The sequence below is a fragment of the Bradyrhizobium liaoningense genome (assembly GCF_018130955.1).
GTDB classification, from domain to species: Bacteria; Pseudomonadota; Alphaproteobacteria; order Rhizobiales; family Xanthobacteraceae; genus Bradyrhizobium; species Bradyrhizobium liaoningense_C.
The window spans coordinates 78,130-96,347 of record NZ_JAFCJM010000010.1; the positions used below are offsets into that span (position 1 = coordinate 78,130).

Below are 18,218 nucleotides of genomic sequence, written 5' to 3' on the forward strand. Positions count from 1 at the left end.
TCCGGCCTATTGCAGGCCCAGCAGGCGGACCACGGCCGCGGCTAATCGGGATGTCAGGCTCGCATAATACATGTGCACGTAGACGGTTGAATTCAGCGGCGGCGGCGCGGCCTCCACGTCGAACCGAACGCGTGCGATCTGGGCCGCGGGGCGGTCACGCGTCAGCGGTTGCCGGCTTGCGGCATACACGAGCGAAACCGGCAGGATCTCCGCAATCGTTCCCGCGATGCGGCGATTGCCGAACAGCACGAGCACCCGATTGCCGACCCTGGGCTCCACCAGGCGGGCATTCGGTATGTACCAGTCGACGAAGATGTCGGTTGGATCGAGGATTTCGGCGATCGGCGTGCCCGCCACGAGCGATTGCCCGACATTCGCCAGGTTGGTTGAAACGATGCCGGCGATGGGCGCCAGCACCCGGCCGCCGGCGAAGTTGCGTTCCACCTCGTCGAGATGGTCGCGAAGCTGCTGACCAAAATTGTTCAGGTCCGCCAATTGCGTGATGGACTCCGCAATCTCGGCCTCCTGTGAAATGACGGCCTTGCGCGCCAGGCCGCGCTCACGCAGCAGTTCGAGGCGAAACGTCAGGCTCGCCGCGCTCGATGCTTCGATCTGGTCGACGGCATCTTCGGTCACTTGCCTGTATGCTTTCGACGCCTCGAGCGTTTCCTCTGCGACCCGTTCCCTGATGCGCAGCTCCGATCGCCGGCTCGCGATCTCGGCCAGCGCGCGCATATAGGTCGCCACGATGTTGTCGCGCTCGGGGGAGCGAATTTGTGCGATCCAGTCGCCGGCCTTGACCGTGGTGCCCGGCGTCACCCTGATCTCCGCGACCTGCACGAGATAGGGAAGCGAAACGACGTGCGGCGGCGACGAGACGGTCCCCGGTCCGCTCAGATAGACCAGTGGCGCACCGAAATAGACGACCAGGAAGGCGAGCACGCCGAATACGCCCGTCGCATAGGTAAAGCGCACGAGCCGTCCCGCGGCGCTGCGACGGCTTTCGACGGGATCCGGAACGTTCGGGTCGAGCCTGTTGATGGCGAGGTTCATCGGCGCACTCCTTCCGATCCGGCGAACAGGGCGCGACGGACGCGTGGCGGCACGAAGTCATCGTCCTTGGAGGCGGCGAAGATGATCTCGGAGGAGTAGGAGACCAGCCGGGCACATTTCAGCCAGACGCCTTGATAGATCGGGAAGAGCAGGGCCGCGCCAAGATTGAGGAAGCTTGGCGAGCGCTTGAACAGGGCGAAGGCGAGGCCGAGGTTGAAGAACGAAATCCACGCCAGCAGGAAGTAGATCGCCGCGAGAAACCAGAACGCGTCGGAGCCGAACAACCCCACGAGATAGAGAAGATAGAATGGAAGACTGAGCGTGGGGATCAGGTCGAACAGAATGAAGTCCAGCCTTTGCAGCGTGTCAGGCAGGCGCTCGAAGCGATGGAAGAACCGCAATTCGCCATACGTGATGAGGCGAATTCGCAAGGCGTCGCGATCCCACCGCGCGCGCTGCCGCAGCAGGCCGAGGCCGCTGACAGGGCCCGCCGTCTCGGCCCAGGCTTCCGGCACGAAGCGGACGAGATAACCCAGCCGCCGCAGCCGCAGGCTGAACTCCAGATCCTCGCCGGGACCGACGTCGAGCCCGCCATGCCGCAAGAAGACATCGCGGCGATACATCGAGCACGCGCCGGAGAGGCAGGCGATCGCGCCGACGATGTCGAGGATCGTCCTACCGGCGCTGATCGACATCAGGTACTCGATGCTCTGAAGCCGGGTCCAGATCGAACCGGCTTCGTCGCTGATCGCAATGTTGCAGCTTGCGCCCGCGACGCGTGGATCCGTGAATGCGGATGCAAGCCTGGCCACGGCGGTTGGCTCGAACAGCGTGTCGGCATCCACCGTCAGGAGCAGTTCGCCGCTGGCGAACCGGGCCGCGGCATTGATCGCAGCACTTCGGCCGCAGCGCGTGCCGTGGCAGATGACCATATCGACCAGCCCGGCCGCGCGCGCCCGCTCGGCAATCGCGCGCGTGTCATCGGTGGAGCCGTCATCGACCACGATGATCTCGAGCGGCGGCGTCGTTTGTTGACGGAGCGATTCGACCGAACGAAGCAGCGCGGGACCGCCATTGAAAGCCGGCACGATCACGCTGACCGATGCGCGGGTCGGCGTATGGGCCTGGGCAAGCAGTCCGGTCAGGCCAAGCAGAGCGAGCGACAGCAGCGACAGCGTGTAGCGGGGAATGTCGAAGATGATGACGGCGAGCGCGAACTGGATCCAGTTCGTATCGGCGATCAACTGCAATGCCTCGAGCATGCCGACCTACCTTCCCGGACACCGCGCCACGCCGGATGGGCACCCGGACGAAGAGAGCCGGGCTGCTCACACGAGAGCGAGGCGGTTATGGGTGGACCGGGCCATCCTGGCGTGCGTCAATTCGCGAAGATGACCATCAACTTCGAGTTTAGTCCAGTCCTTTGCAGCAACCGGGCTCGGTCCGCGCTTGCTGTCTTGGCGGGGCCAGGGAACTAGATACAAATCTCAGAGAAGTTTGCAGTTCTATCGCGCGTGCGCGCCGTTCTTTCCAGTCCTTCCGTCGACCGCAATTGTTCGTGGTTCCCAGCGGCATCGCACGCGGCAACATTCAGGCGACGGGACGGAAATGCCCGGGCGGATGTTTGGTGTTGCGCCGGATCAGCCGGCGAAGCGTGGACGGTTCCGCATATCCGACCTGCCGTGCGATCTCGTCGACCGGCAGGCGCGTGGTCTCGAGCAGGAATCGCGCGGTCTCCAGCCTGATCCGCTGGACGAACTGGATCGGTGAAACGCCGCAGGTCGCCGCAACGCGCCGCGCGAATGTCCGTGGCGCCAGCGCGACGGCTGCAGCGAGCTCCTCGACCGCGAAGTCACGCGCGATGTTGTCCCGCACCCATTTCTCGGCCCTTTCGATCTTCACGTCCTGGCTTGCCAGATAGGCCAGGGCCATGAACGGGGCCTGCGAGCGCCGCTCGTCCAGCAGGAGATAGTTGGCGCAGGCTTTTGCCAGGCCCGGTCCGGCGAACCGGCTGACGATCGCAAGCATCAGGTCCATCTGCGCCATGGCCGCGCCGCCGGTGGCGATCGGCCAATCGGCGACGACCATTTGCTCCGTCAGCAGCTCGACGTCGGGATAGCGGCGGCGGAACAGCGGCGCGAGCCACCACGTCGTGGTCGCCCGCCGTCCGTCGAGCAAGCCGGCCTCTGCCAGCAGGAACGTGCTCGCGCAGGACGCGGCCAACATAGCGCCGCTGTCGAACGCACCGGTCAGCATGTCGCCGGCGTGCCGGCACGCCGGGCTTTTCAGCTTCCGCTCCAGTTCGTCCGCCGTTGGCGTTCCAAGACCGGGAACGATGACAATCTCGACCCCGGAAAGATCGACGTCGCGACGGCGGGATCCGCAACGCACCGTCGTCACCTCGAACGGTGGCGCTCGCTTGGCAGCAGCGACCCGGTTGGCAGTTGCCAGTACGTCATGGGTGATCGCCGCACTCGACGCCATGCATCTCTCGATCTCGACAACCGCGATTTTGGTCATGTCAAAAAATACCCGATAAATGTCATTTTTGACACTAGCCCGCCGGCCGCCAGATCGCAACGATCGGTCCATCGATCAACGAGGAAATGCGCCGATGCCGAAACGGTCCATGAAAGAGGACGATGCGCTGGAGGATTTTGCGCGCCGGGACGTCACGCTCGACGGCGTCGGCAAGCGCGTCTACGTCGCCGGCACCGGGCCCGCCGTCATCGTAATGACGGAGATGCCGGGCATCAGCCCGCATGTCGCGCGGTTCGCCCGCTGGGTCCGCGACGCCGGCTTCACCGTCTACATGCCGTCGCTGTTCGGCCGCGACGGAGCCGTTCCGGGTGCGGAGGAGGGCGCCGCGATCTTTCAGCGCGCGTGTGTGAGCGCCGAGTTTCGCGCGCTGGCCTCGGACGAATCCAGTCCCGTGACGAAATGGCTGCGCTCGCTGGCGCGGTTTGCGCATGGCGAGTGCGGCGGTCCCGGCGTCGGCGCCATCGGGATGTGCTTCACGGGAAACTTCGCGCTGACCATGATGCTCGAACCGTCGATGCTGGCGCCGGTGCTGTCGCAACCGTCGCTGCCGTTGAACGATCCGGCCGGCATCGAAATCGCGCCGGACGAGATCAAGGCCGTCCGCGACCGGCTGGAGCGGGAGGATTTGACCGTCATGGCCTATCGCTTCGAGGGCGACAAGTTCTGCATGGCGCAGCGCTTCGCGGCCTATGCGGAGGCGCTCGGTGACCGCTTCATCGGCAGAGTGCTTCCGGACAGCGCGGCGAATACCGATCTTGCGCCGTTCTTCGCGCGCCACGTGACCACCCCGCATAGCGTCGTGACCGCGCATTTGATCGACGAGGCCGGCCAGCCGACGGTCACCGCACGCGACGAGATCCTGGCGTTCTTCAGGCTCAGGCTCGCCTCGCAGTCATCGTCTTGAGCATGGCCCGCGCCTTTTTGAAATTGAAGGCGCCTGCACACCGTTCTTGAACGTCGCTTCGATCTTGTCGGCGTTGACGTCGTCCGGTATGGCGAAATACCGCTCGAAAGCCCATAGCGACGCTCGGAGACGCAGTGGTCCTTCTTTTCCTCGATCTCTACCCGCCTCTCGCCTTTGATGGTGAGTCCGCCATTGGCGACGCGGCGCGATTGGACCGAGCCACGACGCGGACCATCTCTCCGATCCGTCCCGATCAGGCACCATCCGGCAAATCGAGATAGGCCAGACGATCCATGACCCCGTCCGCGAGCCCCGCCTTATAGACGGCCTCGGCGAACCGCCAGTCGTCGGCAATCTTGCTGAGCTTGTTGGTGGCTACCCGTTGCGGCAACAGCGAGCACACCAAGTCGAGCATCTCGATCTCGAACGGAACGTTGACGCCGGCGGTCATCGAGAACGGTCCGGGGGTGATGAGTCGTGTCGCGAGCAGTTCCCCTTCGTCCAGCGAATTTTCGAGCCCGACGTCGAGCAGCCATACTTCGGAATTGCGAAGAACGTCCCTCGCAACCAGGCCCGCCGTGTCGTGGCGGTGCTCGATCGCGAGAATCGCAAACTGCGAAATTCGCATCGCGTCCAGCATCAGCCGCTCGTCGGACCCCGCTTCGAATCCGGCCGACCTGGCGTAGCGGTCGACCGCACGCGAACGATCCGCCGGGGCCGTGTAGATGGCCAAGTCGTAGACGTAGTACGCCTCGTCCTCGTGATCGAGAAACAGGGTCTTTCCCCGTGCCAATCCGAGGCGCCGCGCCTGATGGAGCAATGCGTCGTTGGATATCGCGCCAAGAATCTCCTGGTGAAGTCTCTTGGAGATTTCACGCAGGTGAAGATAGCGAGCGAGAATATCGTCGCGCGTCGACGGCATATCGCCGCTCCAAGGCAGGATTGGCCAACGTTGGACGAGAGGAAGGGGCATGAAACTCTCCCGAGTTGGACCGCCAGCTCTTCGTCATCGTTAATGCCATCCATTGATTCGCGGAACGGCAATGCTCCGAAATCGACAGGCGACTGCCTGGGCGATCTGTTCGAGCGGCGGGGAAGCGCCTAGGATGGGTCGAACCCATGCGGCCCCATCGAGCGATTGGCGGGTGCGCCGCGCGAGGACCCGTGACCGAAGATTAGGGCGCGCCGTCGATTGGAAGGATGCGGGGAACTGCAATGAGCGGCAGGAAGCGGGTTCCACTTGCCGATCGCGTCGCCGAGGCTGCCGACGCGGCACTTGCTGCTCGGCACTTCGTCAGCGCCATCGACATCCTCTTGGGGATCGGATGGCTTGAATTCCAAGCGGTGGAGCGCTGGCGCCGCGGGGAGATCGATTGCCTGGAGGAAGCGGTCCGGACGAACCTGCCGCGCATCTCGGAAGCCATGAAGCTCTTCCGCGGATGGGCGATGGCGAGAGGATTGCTCGCAAGCGAGACGGCGTATGTCGCGCGCACGCCGCAGCGTCAGGTGCTCCGTTTCAGCGTGAGCGGACATCCGGCGATCGAGGCCTCATATCGGACGCATTGGGTTTCGCCCGAGCTCTCCGAGAAGAAGCGTGAGCGCTTGGCGGAAAAGGCAGGCCTTGCCCCGGAGCTGGTGGCAATCCTGCCGTTGAATTCCGCGTGGACATGCCATCGATGTGGCGGCACCGGCGACCTCTTGAAGATGGAAACTCCCGGGCCGGTGTGCCTGCGCTGCGTTGGCCTCGACGATCTCGCCTTTTTGCCGGCCGGCGATGCCTTGCTCACCCGGCGCGCCAAGGCAAAGAGTGCCAGGCATGCCGTCGTCGTTCGCTTCAGCAGGACACGCGGCCGCTACGAACGGCAAGGCCTGCTGGTCGAGCCGCAGGCGTTGGCACAGGTGCAACGCGATCTCGTCCGATAGAGGCAGGGCTCGCGTGCCTGTTATGGCGGCCTGTGTTCTGGGATCGCGCTTGACCGCGCGCTCACGAAGCTGCCGGTCGCGGTGCGTATGAATCGGCCGTGCCTGTTTAGGCAGCGCTCTTCCGTCCAAGCAGCGCGGTCCCGGCCGTCAGTGCCTCGAAATCACCCGCCCTCGTCCTCTGCCGGCTTTTCCGTCGCCTCCTCGGCCGGAGCCGGCGGACTGCCGCCGGCGCCGCGCAGCCGGATCATCATCTCGATCACGTCGACGTCGATCTTCAGCATGTCCAGCTCGCGGGTGATTTCGCGGACCTCCTGGCCCTTGCGCGCCAGCTCCTCGGACACGTCGACCGCCATCTTGCGCTCGGTGACGTTGCCGGACGCATTGACGAACATCTTTGCCCGCATCCATTCGAGCCGCGCCCGTTGGGTGTCGCGCTCAAGCTTCTTGTCGGCGTAGCGGCGCCGCGCCTCGGCATAGGCGCCGATCAGCGCGGTTTCGGGCAGGCTCCACAATTGATCGATCGACATCGTCATGTCGTCTCAAGCCCCTGATCGCAGATCGGCGGCAGGCATCTTTCCATCCAATCTGATCCCAGCGGGAACAATTTCTCAAGTGGGTCGTCCCGCTTTCACTCATGCAGGCCAGGGTCTACAATCCCTCCGAAACCGGACCAGCTTGCGGGGAAGCTGCATGACGGCCTGGCTCAGCCGCCGCGATGCGCTGTTGCAGACGATGGGGCTTGCGGCCGCGAGCGTGGTTCCCGTCATCCCGAGTCACGCCGCAACATCGCTGAAATCCATACGGAGCGCCGGCATCGACAGCGCCTTGCAGGCAAGTGTAACGGCTCGCGAAATTCCGGGCGTGGTGGCGATGGCCGCCAATGCGCAGTCGGTGCTCTATGAGGGCGCGTTCGGCCTGCGCAGCATGGCCGGCGAAGCCCGCATGTCGACAGATACGATCTTTCGCATCGCCTCGATGGTGAAGCTGCTGACCTCGATCGCGGCGCTGCAACTGGTGGAACGCGGCAAGCTGCGGCTGGATGCGCCCGCCGCCGATATCGACCCGACGCTCGCCATGGCACGGGTCCTCGCCGGCTTCGATCGCAACGGCGCGCCGCAACTCCACGACGCGACCAAGGCAATCACGCTGCGCCACCTGCTGTCGCACACCTCGGGATTCAGCTATCAGCTCTGGGATCCCATGGTTCTTCGCTATGTGTCTCTGGCACGCAGCAACAAGTCCCTGCCGCGCATGCCCTTGATGTTCGACCCCGGTGAGCGATGGGCCTATGGCGGCAGCATCGATCGCGTCAGCCGGATGGTGGAGATCGCCAGCGGCGAGCCGATCGATCGCTACTTTCGCGATCACATCACGGGACCGCTCGGCATGAACGACACCGTCTTCGTGCTCAGCGAGAAGCAACGCGCGCGCGAGGCCAACCTGCATGTGCGGGATCATGCCGGAAAGCTTTTGCCGAAACCGCTGGAGAAGCCGACCGAGGGCAGGACGTTTTCGGGCGGCGGCGGCATCTATTCGACCGCGCCAGACTATCTGACTCTGCTGCAGGCACTGCTCAACGGCGGCAGCCTGCACGGCGCGCGCATCCTCGCAGTCGACACCGTCGCCATGATGTCCACCAACCAGATCGGCAATCTCGAGGCTGGAATCCTCAGGACGACCAATCCCGCGCTCTCGAACGATGTCGACTTTTTCCCCGGCACGCATCTGCGCTGGGGACTCGGACACATGATCAATGCCGATCCGGTCGCTTATGGCCGCAGCGCCGGCAGCATGACCTGGGCCGGCCTGTACAACACCTATTACTGGATCGATCCGGCGATGCGTGTGGCCGGCGTCATCATGATGCAGATCTTGCCCTTCGCCGATCACGCGGCGCTCAGGGCTTACCGGCAATTCGAGCGTGGGATTTGCCAGGCGCTGCGCCAGGCCTGACGGCACGCGCGACTCGACGTGCATCGGCAAACAGCGTTTCGCGATGGAACCGCAATCCTTAATTCTTCGCTAAGGCATTCGGGATAGTCTGACATATCAGTATTGCCAATTCATGCGAGCCACGATGATTTTCTCCCGTGTCAGTTTCAAGCTAGTCCTGATTGTCGCTATCGGCCTTGTCGGCATGGTCGCGCTGGCGCCGATTGCGCTCTATACGATGCGCGGCCAGATGGTCGCCGACCGTCAGGCCAAGACGCAGCAGATGGTCGACATCGGCTATGGCATCCTCGCGCATTATCAGAAGCTCGAGGCCGGCGGGAAACTGACGCGCGAGCAGGCGCAGGCCGCAGCGATGGCCGAGATCAAGGGGCTTCGCTACGACAAGGTCGAGTATTTCTGGATCAACGACATGGCCCCGAAGATGGTCATGCATCCGATCAAGCCCGAGCTCGACGGCAAGGATCTGTCCGGCATGAAGGATCCGGCAGGCAACGCGCTGTTCCTCGGCTTCGTCGACGTCGTGAAGAAGCAGAGCGCCGGCTTCTACAGCTATCTCTGGCCAAAACCCGGTTTTGAGCAGCCGGTGGCAAAAATCTCCTTCGTGAAGGGCTTCGAGCCCTGGGGTTGGATCATCGGCACCGGCATCTACCTCGACGACGTCGACGCCGTGTTCCGCCAGACCGCGATGACCTTCGCCTGGCTGTGCCTCGGCGTGCTCGTGCTCGTGCTGATCTCCTCGTTCCTGATCGGCCGTGGCGTCACCCGTCCGCTTGCCAGGATCACCGATCTCACCGAGCGTCTTGCCTCGGGCGACAGTGCGTTCGACGTGCCCTACACCAATCGTCGCGACGAGGTCGGCGGCCTCGCCAAGGCGCTCGCCGTGTTCAAGGACAATGCGTCTGCCGTGCGCCAGATGCACGCCGAGCAGGAAGAGATGAAGCGGCAGGCCGACGCCGAGAAGCGGCGCGTGATGGTCGATCTCGCCGGCAAGTTCGAGGCTAGCGTGCAGGCCGTGGTGCGCGACGTCTTCGTCGAGGCGCGCGAGATGCAGCAGGCCGCGCAGGGCATGTCGGAGACCGCGAACAAGGCGACCGAGCGTGCGAGCTTCGTCGCCACCGCATGTCAGCAGGCCTCCGGTGACGTGCAGACGGTCGCGTCCGCAGCCGGACAATTGTCCACGTCGATCACGGAGATCAGCCAGCGCGTGGCGCGGGCCGCCCAGGTGGCCGACAAGGCGGCCGCCGACGGCCAGCGCACCAACGAGACCGTCGAAGGCCTTGCGCACGCCGCGCACAAGATCGGCGAGGTCATCGACCTCATCAACCAGATCGCCTCGCAGACCAATCTGCTCGCGCTCAACGCCACCATCGAGGCGGCGCGCGCGGGCGAGGCCGGCAAGGGCTTTGCGGTGGTCGCAAGCGAAGTGAAGTCGCTGGCGAGCCAGACCGCGAAGGCGACCGACGAGATCAGCGCGCAGATCACCGCGATCCAGGCCGAGACGCAGCAGGTCGTGGGCAACATCCAGAACATCCGCAACACCATCATGGAGGTCAACGAGATCTCCTCCTCGATCGCCGCCGCGGTCGAGGAGCAGGGCGCCGCCACGCAGGCGATCGCCCGCAGCGTGCAGGATGCCGCCTCCGGCACCAACCAGGTCTCGCAGAACATCGCCGGCGTCACCGACGCGACCTCGGAGACCGGCCAGGCCGCAGGCAAGGTGCTGCAATCGAGCGGCCGCCTGACCCACAAGCTGCAATCGCTGCAGGATGAAGTCACCGCCTTCGTGGCGGGTGTGCGAGCGGCGTAGCGAAATAACGCGCGACACGATCGATGCGGTAGGCGGGGCCTACCGCATCTCACGCCCGAGACCTACATAGAGCAGGTCGTCCCACGGCGCGAAAGGTGTCCTGCCATGCAGCCTGTTTCCATCCTCCTCAACATCCTCTGGATTCTGATCGGTGGCGCATGGATGGCGTTCGGCTGGCTGGTTGCCGCCGTCATCATGGCCATCACCATCATCGGCCTGCCCTGGGCGCGCGCCGCCTTCAATATCGCGGTCTACACGCTGCTGCCCTTTGGCTCCAGGGCCGTGCGCCGTGACGAGCTGACTGGTCAAAGCGATATCGGCACCGGGCCGCTTGGCGTGATCGGCAATCTGATCTGGTTCGTGCTCGCCGGCTGGTGGCTCGCGATCGGGCACGTGCTCACCGCGATCGTGCTGGCCGTCACCATCATCGGCATTCCCTTCGCCTGGGCGCATCTGAAGCTTGCCGGCATCGCGCTGTGGCCGATCGGCAAGGTGATCGTGCCGGCGTGACGCCGTCGCCTGGGCTGATATTCCGGCTCGCGGCATCGGCACGCGCCGCGATCGCCGTTTCGCTTGACTCCGCGCCCGACAGAAGTTGACGTCTCCGTGCATCCGCCGCAAAACCTGTGGCGAATGGAGACCGCTCAATGTCGTTCCGAAAACTTCTGATTGCCAATCGCGGCGAGATCGCCATCCGCATCGCGCGTGCCGCGGCAGATAGCGGCATTGCCACGGTCGCGATCCATCCTGCTGATGACGAGCTGTCGCTGCATGTCCGCGTTGCCGATGAGGCGGTCGAAATTCCGGGCCGCGGTGCGCGGGCCTATCTCGATATTGAGAGCGTGGTAAAGACCGCCAAAGCCGCCGGCTGCGACGCTGTGCACCCCGGCTATGGCTTCCTGAGCGAGAACGCCGACTTCGCCAAGGCTTGCGCGGCACAGGGCATCACGTTCGTCGGGCCGAAGGCCGCCGCACTCGAGCTGTTCGGCGACAAGGTCGCGGCACGGCAGCTCGCAAAGCGCTGCGGCGTGCCGATCATCGCCGGCACCTCCGGCCCGTCCTCGCTCGAGGAGATCAAGGCGTTCTTCGAGTCGCTCGGCAAGAGCGCCGCCATCGTCATCAAGGCGATGGCCGGCGGCGGCGGTCGCGGCATGCGCGTCGTGGAGAAGGCTGGCGATCTCGCAGAGGCCTATGCGCGCTGCCAGTCCGAAGCCAAGGCCGCGTTCGGCTATGACGGCGTTTATGCCGAGCGCCTGATCCGGAAAGCGCGTCACATCGAGGTGCAGATCATCGGCGACCATCATGGCGCGATCAGCCATCTCTGGGAGCGCGAATGCACCATTCAGCGCCGCCACCAGAAGCTGGTCGAGGTGGCGCCGAGCCCCTCGCTCAGCGATACCTTGCGCGGCCGCATCATCGAGGCGGCGAAGCAGCTCGCGACGGCCGCGGCCTACGACAATCTCGGCACCTTCGAATTCCTGGTCGACGGCACCGCCGAGGAGAGCTTTGCCTTCATCGAGGCCAATCCGCGACTCCAGGTCGAGCACACCGTCACTGAAGCTGTGCTCGGTGTCGATCTCGTCCGCGCCCAACTCGCGGTCGCGTCGGGCGCGACGCTGGCGTCGCTTGGTCTTGCGCAAGAGTCCGTTCAAAAGCCGCGTGGTTACGCCATGCAGCTCCGCGTCAACATGGAGACGCTGGACGAGACGGGCGCGACGCATCCGACCGGCGGTACTCTTGCGGTGTTCGAGCCGCCGTCGGGGCCCGGCGTGCGCGTCGACAGCTTTGGCTATGCCGGCTACAAGACCAGCGCCGCCTTCGACTCCCTGCTCGCAAAAGTCATCGTGCATACGCCGAGCGAGGCCTGGCACGACGTCGTCGCAAAGGCGTCGCGCGGCTTGCGCGAGTTCCGCATCGACGGCGTCGTCACCAACATCGCCTTTCTCCAGGCGGTCCTGGCCCATCCCGACTTCAAGACCAATCGCATCGCGACCGATTTCATCGATCGCAACATCGCAAAGCTGGTGGAAGCCGCCGATGGCGCCGCGCGGCCGCTGTTCTTCGCCACCACCGACCACGCTGGCGAACACGGAGCGCCAACGCCTGTTGCGCTAGCCGTGCCGGAAGGCGCGGTGATGGTAGCAACCCCCTTGCAGGGCACGGTGGTCACGATCCAGGTCGCCGAGGGCGAAATCGTGCGGCCCGGCCAGCAGCTCGCGGTGATCGAATCCATGAAGATGGAGCATCTCGTCATGGCGGAGCAGGGCGGCCGCGTGATGAAGCTGGTCGCGGGCGACGGCGTCACCCTGATGCATGGCGAGCCGATCCTCTATCTCGAACCACTCGATGTCGCCGCCGATACCACCTCCCAGGAAACCGATATCGACCTCGACCACATCCGCCCCGACCTTGCCGAGCTGATCGCGCGCCAGGCCAATACGCTGGACGAAAATCGCCCCTCGTCCGTCGAGCGCCGCCGCAACACCAATCAGCGCACCGCGCGCGAAAACGTCGCGCAGCTCGTCGACGACGGCTCGTTCATGGAATATGGCAGCCTCGCCATTGCCGCTCAGCGCCGCCGCCGCAAGCTGGACGACCTCATCAAGAACACGCCGGCCGACGGGCTCATCATGGGGGTCGCCACCGTCAATGCCGAGGCGTTCGGCCCGGAAGGCGCGCGCTGCATGGTGGTCGCCTATGACTACACCGTGCTCGCGGGCACGCAAGGTCACATGAACCACAAGAAGATCGACCGCATGCTCACGCTGGCGGAGCAGTGGCGCATTCCGCTGGTGTTCTATGCCGAAGGCGGCGGCGGCCGTCCGGGTGATACCGACCGTCTCGGCATGACCGGCCTCGACGGCCCGTCCTTCGTGCAATTCGCAAAACTCTCCGGCCTCGTGCCCGTGGTCGGCATCGTCTCCGGCTATTGCTTCGCCGGCAACGCGGCGATGCTCGGCTGCTGCGACGTCATCATCGCCACCAGGAACGCCTCGATCGGCATGGGCGGCCCCGCCATGATCGAGGGCGGCGGGCTCGGCGTCTATCACCCGGCCGAGGTCGGCCCGGTCTCCTTCCAATCGCCGAACGGCGTCGTCGATATCCTCGTCGAGGACGAGGAAGAGGCGACGCGCGTCGCTCAAAAATACCTGTCCTACTTTCAAGGAGCGCTGACCGAGTGGAAGGCCCCCGACCAGCGCCTGCTGCGCCGCGCGATTCCCGAGAACCGGCTGCGCGTCTATGACATCCGCACCGTGATCGATCTGCTCGCGGACACCGACTCCGTGCTCGAGATCCGCCGCGACTACGGCGTCGGCATGATCACCGCCTTCATCCGCATCGAGGGCAAGCCCTTTGGCCTGATCGCCAACAATCCGCGCCATCTCGGCGGCGCGATCGATGCCGATGCCGGCGACAAGGCGGCGCGCTTCCTCCAGCTTTGCGACGCCTTCGACATCCCGATCGTCTCGCTTTGCGACACGCCCGGCTTCATGGTCGGCCCCGAGGCCGAAAAGACCGCGATCGTGCGCCACGTCGCGCGCATGTTCGTGACAGGCGCGAGCCTCACCGTGCCGCTGTTCGGCATCGTCCTGCGCAAGGGCTATGGGCTGGGGGCGCAATCGATGATCGGCGGCGGCTTCCACGCCTCCTTCTTTACGGCGGCCTGGCCGACCGGCGAGTTCGGCGGTATGGGCCTGGAGGGCTATGTGCGCCTCGGCTTCCGCAAGGAAATGGAGGCGATCGCCGACCCCGTCGAGCGCGAGACTTACTATCGCAACAAGGTCGCCGAGCTCTACGCCAACGGCAAGGCCGTCTCGATCGCCTCGGTGTTCGAGATCGACAACGTCATCGATCCCTCCGAGACTCGCCGCTGGATCATGGCCGGCCTGCGCTCGGTGCCGAAACCACCGGCGCGGACCGAGAAGAAGCGCCCCTGCGTCGACACCTGGTGAGGGCAGCACAGCGACGCTGCCTCCTCCCGGTTCCCGATTGACATCCCCGCCTGGGCTGCCAGACTTTGCACAATAATTCAGGGTGGAGACGTACGGGATGGCCAGCCTCGCGGCCTCGAACCATGTCGCCCGTGTGTTGTCGGTCGCCAAGGAGGTGGCCGACGTCGATGCCGGCTCGCGGATCGCGACGTCCTGGCGGCGCTGCCTGATCAGCCACAAGCTCGATCCCGCCCGTCAGGGCCCGCCGCAAACGCTCACCGAGGCCGAGGTGCGGCATGTCGCCGAGCCGATGGAAGAGCTGATCCGCCTCGCAACGCCCGAGCTCGACAACCTGGCGCGGGTGCTGCGCGAGGCCGGCTATTGCGTCAATCTCGCCGATCCCAACGCGACCATGTTGCTCAGCCGCTTGCCCGGCGCGGCCGACGCCGACATCTTCCTGCGCTGGAAGGTCTACACCGGTTCCAATTTCTCGGAAGCCTTCGAGGGCACCAACGGGCTCGGCACGGCGCTCGCCGAACAGAAGCCGATCCTGGTGCATCGCGACGAACATTTTCGCGAGCAATGGGGCATCTTCTCCTGCGCGGTGACGCCATTGTTCGACGAGGCCGGGCGGCTTGCGGGCGCTGTCAACATCACCTCCTGCCGCGAGGATCTCAGCCGCGCCGCGCACCAGCTCGCACTTGCCGTGACGATGGAGGCGACGCGCCGTATCGAAGGCACGATCTTCCGCAATCATTTCCGCAACGCCTGGATCGCGACCGTGCCGGGCGACGGCGGCAGCGGGTTGATCGCCTATGACGACGACCGCCGCGTGGTCGGCGCCTGCCGTGCCGCGCGCATGATGCTGGGCCTGACCGACGGCATGATCGCGTCGGGCATTGATCTGGCGCGCTACGTGCAGGCCGGCAGCGGCGCAGACGATATGATCGAGCTGCAACGCGCCGATGGCAACCCGCTGGGGCAGGGCCATATCGCGCCTCCGCTGCACGCAAGACCTGTACGTCGTCCGCCGGCCGCCCGCCGTGACGTCCCGGTCAGCCGGTTTGATGGCCTGCATCGGCTCGCGGGTGCAGACCCCGGCCTGATCAAAAGCGTGAAGCGGCTTGCTCGCATCGGTGATCACAATCTGCCGATCCTGCTCTGTGGCGAGACCGGCGTCGGCAAGGATGTGTTCGCCCGCGCCATCCACGCTGCGAGCAGCCGTGCCCGCAACCACTATGTCGCGCTGAACTGCGCGGCGATGCCGGAAAGCCTGATCGATGCCGAGCTGTTCGGCTATGAGGCCGGCGCCTTCACCGGCGCGCGGCGCGACGGCTCCAAGGGCCTGATCGTGCAGGCCGATGGCGGCACGCTGTTCCTCGACGAGATCGGCGACATGCCGATCGCGCTGCAGACGCGGCTGTTGCGCGTGCTGGAGAACCGAGAGGTCTGGCCGCTCGGTGCGCTCAAGCCTGTGCCCGTCGACATCCGCCTGATCAGCGCCACCCATCGCGATCTCGGTCGCATGGCGGAAGAGGGTGCCTTCCGCGCCGATCTCTATTTCCGTCTGCGCGGCATGGAGGTAAAATTGCCGGCGCTGCGCGAGCGCGCCGACAAGGCCGAATTGATCCGCGATATCGCGCGCGAAGAGGCGCCCGACTGCCGGCTCTCGCCTGAAGCGTGGTCGTTGCTTACAGCCTACCCGTTCCCCGGCAACATGCGGCAGCTTCGTCATGTGCTGCGGCTTGCGGGATGCACGGCCGAGGACGGCGTGATCGCCGATGCCGATCTCGACCTGCCGCCGTTCGGCGGCCGCACGGGGGAGCCGGATCTGGTCTCGGCCGAACGCGCGACGATCGTCGAGGCCTTACGCAAACACGGCGGCCGTGTGACGGAAGCCGCAAGCGCCCTGAAACTCAGCCGCGCCACGCTCTATCGCAAGATCAAGCTGTTGAAGATCGAGCCGGGGCAGTAGCGTGTCGCTTACCCTCTCCCCTTGTGGGAGAGGGTGTCTCGCAAAGCGGCGAGACGGGTGAGGGGTCTCTCTCAGCGAACTCGCTTGGCAGTACCTGGATAGAACCCCTCATCCGGCGCTTCGCGCCACCTTCTCCCACAAGGGGAGAAGGGAAGAAGACCGAGTCTACGAAAAATCCGTCCAGCTCAGATGCCGCGAATCGAGGTCGCCGACCGTGACCGCGTCGCGCGTCTCACGCGGGGTGTGAAAACCGCTGCGCAGGTACACGAGCGGGGTTGCCTCGGCGGAATGCGAGACGCCGCGCACTTCGCCGACAAAAATCGAATGCGTCTTGGTCTCGAACTCCTGCGCCAGCACGCAGTCGAATGTGGCGACGGCATCCTGCAGCACCGGCGCGCCGGTCGCCGCCGTGGTCCATTGCCCGAAGCCAAAGCGGTCGTCGCCGTTGACACCTTTCTGGCCGCTGAAGGTCAGCGCCAGCATGGCGTGGTCCTCGCTGAGGAAGTTGATGGCGAAGGCGCCTTCCTCGCGGATCCGCGCATGCGCGCTGGCGTTGCGGTTGACGCAGACGATCAGTGACGGCGGGCTATCCGACAGCGAGCAGGCCGACGTCACGGTGAGGCCGGTGCGCCTGCCGTGCTCGGCGCCGACGGTCACCAGCGCGACAGCGCCTGCGCATTGCCGCATGGCCTGCTTGAAATTCGTGGGGTCGATGCTCATGCGCTGGTCTCTTGCAAGACCCGGGACCGCCTGGCGATCCGGGTGAGGGATATTGGTTCCCTGAAACCGTAATCCCTCACCCGCGCTTTGAGCACCGCTCCCCTGGAATGGGAGCGATGACATCACGCTGCCTTGCGCGAGGTGTTGAGATGCTTAAGCCGCGGCATCACCTCGTTCTTGAGCAGATCGAGCGAATGCCGCCAGGCCTGCGGCTTGTGCTTGTAGTCGAAGCCAAATACCAGCAGCACGCCGAAGCCGCCGACCTCGTCGTAGATCTTTTCGATCTTCTCGGCGACCGTCGATGGCGAGCCGATGATCCAGTTCCGCCGTGCGCAATATTCGACGGTGACGTCGCTATCGGGCACGTCGGGCGCGTGCTTCAGATAGTCCTTGAAGCCGAAATGGCCGAGCAGCGGCAAAAAGTATTCGCTCATCATCCGGCCCATCATGTCGCCGGTCGACAGCTTCCAGGCTTCCTCGTCGGTGTCGGCGACGAAGACCTCGCGCACCAGCCGCCAATCCTGCCGGTTCGGCTTGCGTCCGGTCTTGGCGGCGCCGATCTCCACGGAGTCCCAATGGCTGCCGACATAGGCCGGGTTGAGGTTGAGGCTCATCGGGATGAAGCCGCGCTCGCCGGCAAGTTTTAGCGTGTCCGAGTTCTTCGACAGCCCGGCGACGCCGATCGGCGGATGCGGCGCCTGCACCGGCTTGATGTGGGGCTTCAGGAAATCGAACATCGTGTCCGGCTTGGTCACCGTCCAGTACTTGCCCTTGTGGGTGAAGGGCGCCGGTTCGGTCCACAGCTTCAAAATGATCTCCAGCGCCTCGCGGGTCATGTCGCGGTTCTGGCCGCTCATGCCATCGACGTTGAACATCGCCCAGTCGCTCGGAAGGCCCGAGGCCGCGACACCAAAATTCAGGCGTCCTTCGGAGAGATGGTCGAGCATCGCGACGCGGTTGGCGAGCTCGGCGGGATGGTGATAGGGCAGCAGGAAGCCGCCGGGTCCGATGCGGATGTTCTTGGTCTGCAGCAGCGCCTGCGCAATCAAAAGATCCGGCGTGGGATTGGGCTCCCAGGGCGCGGTGTGATGTTCGCCGATCCAGGCTTCCTGGTAGCCGAGCTCGTCGAGCCAGCGCATGGTTTGCAGGTCCCAGTCGTTCCCTTCCTTCAAGCCGCACTCCGGCGGATGCGAAGGCATCGTGAAGTAGCCGATCTGCATGGTGCTTCCTCTCTTTCGTTGCTGCTTTGCGGTCGCGTCTTGGATGCGCGGTTTCGGCCATGGAGCAAGCGGTGTGCCAGTGCCTGAAAGGCGGCAAGGGGTGGAGAAAGGACTGGTTTGCGCCGGCAATAGCCGGTATCTCGACAGGCGCACGTCCAGGATCGTCTCACGCGTCGCAAGACGTGTCTTG

The 18,218-nt window shown here is 65.0% G+C and carries 15 protein-coding genes; 7 read left to right on the top strand and 8 right to left on the bottom strand.

Annotated elements, in window-relative coordinates:
• Positions 1–6: 6 nt before the first annotated feature.
• The 3 genes from JQ632_RS11040 to JQ632_RS11050 form a co-directional block, all read right to left on the bottom strand.
• Positions 7–1,053: an HlyD family secretion protein gene (locus JQ632_RS11040; protein WP_212402336.1), complete on the bottom strand. Its 1,047-nt coding sequence runs from the start codon at positions 1,051–1,053 to the stop codon at positions 7–9.
• Positions 1,050–2,315 carry a glycosyltransferase family 2 protein gene (locus JQ632_RS11045; RefSeq protein ID WP_212402337.1) on the bottom strand — a complete coding sequence of 422 codons (1,266 nt, stop codon included), beginning with the start codon at positions 2,313–2,315 and terminating at the stop codon, positions 1,050–1,052. The genes JQ632_RS11040 and JQ632_RS11045 overlap by 4 nt, the downstream gene beginning before the upstream one ends.
• Positions 2,316–2,643: 328 nt before the next feature.
• Positions 2,644–3,573: a GlxA family transcriptional regulator gene (locus JQ632_RS11050; RefSeq protein ID WP_212402338.1), complete on the bottom strand. Its 930-nt coding sequence runs from the start codon at positions 3,571–3,573 to the stop codon at positions 2,644–2,646.
• Between the two features lie 94 nt (positions 3,574–3,667).
• On the opposite strand from JQ632_RS11050, the gene JQ632_RS11055 reads away from it, so the two are divergent.
• Positions 3,668–4,498, top strand: coding sequence for a dienelactone hydrolase family protein (locus JQ632_RS11055; RefSeq protein ID WP_212402339.1), 831 nt, complete (start codon positions 3,668–3,670; stop codon positions 4,496–4,498).
• Here JQ632_RS11055 and JQ632_RS11060 read toward each other — a convergent pair.
• On the bottom strand, positions 4,487–4,762 hold the full coding sequence (locus JQ632_RS11060) for an Hsp20/alpha crystallin family protein (protein ID WP_249151734.1): 276 nt from the start codon (positions 4,760–4,762) through the stop codon (positions 4,487–4,489). The genes JQ632_RS11055 and JQ632_RS11060 overlap by 12 nt on opposite strands.
• Complete coding sequence (locus JQ632_RS11065; RefSeq protein ID WP_212402340.1) at positions 4,752–5,471, bottom strand: hypothetical protein; 720 nt, start codon at positions 5,469–5,471, stop codon at positions 4,752–4,754. Before JQ632_RS11065 ends, JQ632_RS11060 begins: the two co-directional genes overlap by 11 nt.
• A gap of 242 nt (positions 5,472–5,713) precedes the next feature.
• Here JQ632_RS11065 and JQ632_RS11070 point away from each other — a divergent pair, with 242 nt between their 5' ends.
• Positions 5,714–6,421, top strand: a complete 708-nt coding sequence (locus JQ632_RS11070; RefSeq protein ID WP_212402341.1) for a hypothetical protein — start codon at positions 5,714–5,716, stop codon at positions 6,419–6,421.
• Between the two features lie 161 nt (positions 6,422–6,582).
• Here JQ632_RS11070 and JQ632_RS11075 read toward each other — a convergent pair whose 3' ends face one another.
• A complete protein-coding gene (locus JQ632_RS11075; protein WP_212402342.1) occupies positions 6,583–6,954 on the bottom strand; it encodes a hypothetical protein in 372 nt (123 codons plus the stop codon).
• Between the two features lie 157 nt (positions 6,955–7,111).
• Here JQ632_RS11075 and JQ632_RS11080 point away from each other — a divergent pair, with 157 nt between their 5' ends.
• The 5 genes from JQ632_RS11080 to JQ632_RS11100 all read left to right on the top strand — a co-directional run bounded on the left by JQ632_RS11080 (position 7,112) and on the right by JQ632_RS11100 (position 16,088).
• On the top strand, positions 7,112–8,374 hold the full coding sequence (locus tag JQ632_RS11080; RefSeq protein WP_249151736.1) for a serine hydrolase: 1,263 nt from the start codon (positions 7,112–7,114) through the stop codon (positions 8,372–8,374).
• A 124-nt stretch (positions 8,375–8,498) separates the two neighbouring features.
• Positions 8,499–10,181, top strand: a complete 1,683-nt coding sequence (locus tag JQ632_RS11085) for a methyl-accepting chemotaxis protein (protein WP_212402343.1) — start codon at positions 8,499–8,501, stop codon at positions 10,179–10,181.
• Positions 10,182–10,286: 105 nt separating this feature from the next.
• Positions 10,287–10,691: a YccF domain-containing protein gene (locus JQ632_RS11090; protein ID WP_212402344.1), complete on the top strand. Its 405-nt coding sequence runs from the start codon at positions 10,287–10,289 to the stop codon at positions 10,689–10,691.
• A gap of 137 nt (positions 10,692–10,828) precedes the next feature.
• Positions 10,829–14,134 (top strand): carboxyl transferase domain-containing protein, encoded by a 3,306-nt coding sequence (locus JQ632_RS11095; protein WP_212402345.1) that lies wholly within the window; start codon positions 10,829–10,831, stop codon positions 14,132–14,134.
• Positions 14,135–14,231: 97 nt separating this feature from the next.
• Positions 14,232–16,088, top strand: a complete 1,857-nt coding sequence (locus JQ632_RS11100) for a sigma-54-dependent Fis family transcriptional regulator (RefSeq protein ID WP_212402346.1) — start codon at positions 14,232–14,234, stop codon at positions 16,086–16,088.
• A 165-nt stretch (positions 16,089–16,253) separates the two neighbouring features.
• Here JQ632_RS11100 and JQ632_RS11105 read toward each other — a convergent pair whose 3' ends face one another.
• Positions 16,254–16,808 (bottom strand): flavin reductase family protein, encoded by a 555-nt coding sequence (locus tag JQ632_RS11105; RefSeq protein ID WP_212402347.1) that lies wholly within the window; start codon positions 16,806–16,808, stop codon positions 16,254–16,256.
• Between the two features lie 122 nt (positions 16,809–16,930).
• Positions 16,931–18,028 carry an LLM class flavin-dependent oxidoreductase gene (locus JQ632_RS11110; protein WP_212402348.1) on the bottom strand — a complete coding sequence of 366 codons (1,098 nt, stop codon included), beginning with the start codon at positions 18,026–18,028 and terminating at the stop codon, positions 16,931–16,933.
• Positions 18,029–18,218 lie beyond the last annotated feature (190 nt).

What these genes read in the sequence shown, in the direction of transcription:
- JQ632_RS11040 (WP_212402336.1), bottom strand. Translation starts at nt 1,053, where the DNA reads ATGAACCTCGCCATCAACAGGCTCGACCCGAACGTTCCGGATCCCGTC.
- JQ632_RS11045 (WP_212402337.1), bottom strand. Translation starts at nt 2,315, where the DNA reads ATGCTCGAGGCATTGCAGTTGATCGCCGATACGAACTGGATCCAGTTC.
- JQ632_RS11050 (WP_212402338.1), bottom strand. Translation starts at nt 3,573, where the DNA reads ATGACCAAAATCGCGGTTGTCGAGATCGAGAGATGCATGGCGTCGAGT.
- JQ632_RS11055 (WP_212402339.1), top strand. Translation starts at nt 3,668, where the DNA reads ATGCCGAAACGGTCCATGAAAGAGGACGATGCGCTGGAGGATTTTGCG.
- JQ632_RS11060 (WP_249151734.1), bottom strand. Translation starts at nt 4,762, where the DNA reads ATGGTGCCTGATCGGGACGGATCGGAGAGATGGTCCGCGTCGTGGCTC.
- JQ632_RS11065 (WP_212402340.1), bottom strand. Translation starts at nt 5,471, where the DNA reads ATGCCCCTTCCTCTCGTCCAACGTTGGCCAATCCTGCCTTGGAGCGGC.
- JQ632_RS11070 (WP_212402341.1), top strand. Translation starts at nt 5,714, where the DNA reads ATGAGCGGCAGGAAGCGGGTTCCACTTGCCGATCGCGTCGCCGAGGCT.
- JQ632_RS11075 (WP_212402342.1), bottom strand. Translation starts at nt 6,954, where the DNA reads ATGACGATGTCGATCGATCAATTGTGGAGCCTGCCCGAAACCGCGCTG.
- JQ632_RS11080 (WP_249151736.1), top strand. Translation starts at nt 7,112, where the DNA reads ATGACGGCCTGGCTCAGCCGCCGCGATGCGCTGTTGCAGACGATGGGG.
- JQ632_RS11085 (WP_212402343.1), top strand. Translation starts at nt 8,499, where the DNA reads ATGATTTTCTCCCGTGTCAGTTTCAAGCTAGTCCTGATTGTCGCTATC.
- JQ632_RS11090 (WP_212402344.1), top strand. Translation starts at nt 10,287, where the DNA reads ATGCAGCCTGTTTCCATCCTCCTCAACATCCTCTGGATTCTGATCGGT.
- JQ632_RS11095 (WP_212402345.1), top strand. Translation starts at nt 10,829, where the DNA reads ATGTCGTTCCGAAAACTTCTGATTGCCAATCGCGGCGAGATCGCCATC.
- JQ632_RS11100 (WP_212402346.1), top strand. Translation starts at nt 14,232, where the DNA reads ATGGCCAGCCTCGCGGCCTCGAACCATGTCGCCCGTGTGTTGTCGGTC.
- JQ632_RS11105 (WP_212402347.1), bottom strand. Translation starts at nt 16,808, where the DNA reads ATGAGCATCGACCCCACGAATTTCAAGCAGGCCATGCGGCAATGCGCA.
- JQ632_RS11110 (WP_212402348.1), bottom strand. Translation starts at nt 18,028, where the DNA reads ATGCAGATCGGCTACTTCACGATGCCTTCGCATCCGCCGGAGTGCGGC.